At 74.9% G+C, this 2,187-nt stretch carries 1 protein-coding gene; it reads left to right on the top strand.

Annotated elements, in window-relative coordinates; genetic code table 11:
* Positions 1–136: 136 nt before the first annotated feature.
* The coding region (locus ABZ646_RS45490; RefSeq protein WP_360533353.1) for a lantibiotic dehydratase at positions 137–2,187 on the top strand (2,051 nt) is incomplete at its 3' end.

Below are 2,187 nucleotides of genomic sequence, written 5' to 3'. Positions count from 1 at the left end.
ATGTCCAGCCACTCGCTGACCAGCCGCAGCCGGGTGACGACGGCGTCGTCGTCGGGGCCGGGCCGCCGGCCGAGCTCGCGCAGGTCGTCGTCGACGACCTGTCGCTCGCTTCCGCGTCGGCCTAGGGGGCGCCGGGATGCACGAGGGATCCGTCTCTCTGAGCGGCCGCTGGCGGCTGTGGGACCAGGTCGCGGTGCGCGGCGCGGGGTTCCCGGCGGACGGGGTGCTCCGGCTCGCGCCGGAGGGCCTGGCCGCGGCAGCGGACAAGTTCGGGCCTCGGGACGCGCTGTCCGGCGCGGCCTGGAAGGCCTTCGAGGCAGAGTTCGCGCAGGCTGCCGTACGGGCGGCCGCGAGCGCGCAGGAGATCGCCGCCTCCGGGTTGTTCCGGGCGGCGGTCGCCTGGCAGAACCGCGGGGTGCTCGACTCGGCGATCCGGCCGTTCCTCAACTGGTCGCCGGCGACGGCGGGCCGTACCTTCAAGCAGCGCCAGCGCGAGGAGCTGGTCGCACACTACTGGCAGCGGTTCTGTGTCAAGAACGACACCATCGGCTTCTTCGGACCGGTCGGCTGGGGCGTCTTCGACACCGCCCGGCCCGGCGTGGCCGTCGAGCCGGGCACCGGACTGACCGCGTCCTCGGAGGTCTTCTTCTCCAGCTGGTCGGTCGACGCGGTGGCCCGGGAGATCGAGGCCGACCCGGCGGTGCGCCCCTGGACGGCGCCCCGCCGGGTGCCGTTCGTACGGCTGGAGGAGAACGCCGTACGGACCCCCGCCAGGCCGCCGCACCCGGTGCCGCCTCAGACGCTCCGGCTGCTGCGCCTGTGCGACGGCACCCGCTCCGTCCGGGCCCTCCAGGAGGAGATCGGCCCGGACACGGACGTGCCCGCCCTGCTCGGCGAACTGGTCCGGCTGCGCTGGATCACCTGGCGGCTGGACGTTCCCGCCGACATCCGCCCCGACCGCCGGCTGCGCGCCTGCCTGGAGCGGATCGGCGAGCCGGCGCTGCGCGCCGCCGCCGTCGCCCGGATGGACGAACTGGAACGCGCGGTCGAGGGCGTCCGGGCTGCGGCCGAGGACCCCGAGCGACTGGTCGCGGCTCTCACCCACGTGGAGCAGACGTTCCAACGAGTGACCGAGGCGGCCGCCAAACGCGAGAAGAGCACCACCACGGCGCCCGGCCGGGCCGTGGTCTACTCGGACAGCCGCCGCTCCGCCCGGGTGACGCTGGGCAGCCATGTGCTGGCCGCGCTCGCCCCGCTCGACCTGCTGATGTCCGCGGCCGCCTGGCTCTGCTCCGCCCTGGCCGCCCGCGTGACGGAGCGCGTCACCGAGGTGTACGAGCGGCTGCGCGCCGACGCCGGACCCGGACGGCCGGTGGACCTCGCCGCCTTCTGGTTCGCCTGTATGCCGGTCCTGCACGGGGCCGCGGTCGCCGACGCCGCCGGCCTGCAGGCGGAGTTCGAGCGCCGCTGGCAGCGCATCCTCCCGGCCTCGGAGGGGGTGCGCCGGGTCACGGTCGCCGGCACGGACATCGCCGGCCGGGTGGCGGAGGCCTTCGGGCCGGTCACCGCACCGGGCTGGGCCGCGGCGCGGTACATCAGCCCGGATGTGATGATCGGCGCGGAGGACACCGCCGCCGTCGGGCGCGGCGAGTTCCACCTCACCCTCGGCGAACTCCACCTGGCCGCCAACACGCTGGGCAACGAACTGTTCGTCAACCAGCACCCCGACCCCCGCGAGCTGTTCGACCGGACCGACCGGGACCATCCGGCGCCACGGCTCATGCCGCTGCTGCCCAAGGAACACAAGTCCCGGCTCTCCGCCCGGATCCGGCACGCGCTGGTACGGCCGCGGGACTACCAGGTCGCCCTCCTCGACAATACGGCGGACCCGCACCGCGAGCGCACCGTGCCGAGCGCGGACGCCGTGGTGGAGCAGCGCGACGGCCGACTCTGCGTGGTGCTGCCCGACGGCGCGGTGTTCCCGGCCGTGGAGGTCTTCGCCCATGTGCTGACCACCCTGGTGACGGACCGGTTCCGGCTCCTGCCGGAAGCCGACCGCTCCCCCCGGGTCACCATCGACCGGATGACCGTGGCGCGGGAGAGCTGGCGGTTCGCCGGCTCCGCGCTGGCCTTCGCCGACGACAAGAGCGAGGCCAGGCGGTTCGTCCGAGCCCGGCAGTGGCGGGA

The sequence above is a fragment of the Streptomyces sp. NPDC007162 genome (assembly GCF_040634175.1).
Taxonomy (GTDB): Bacteria; Actinomycetota; Actinomycetes; order Streptomycetales; family Streptomycetaceae; genus Streptomyces.
This window is presented reverse-complemented; position numbering and strand designations above follow the sequence as displayed.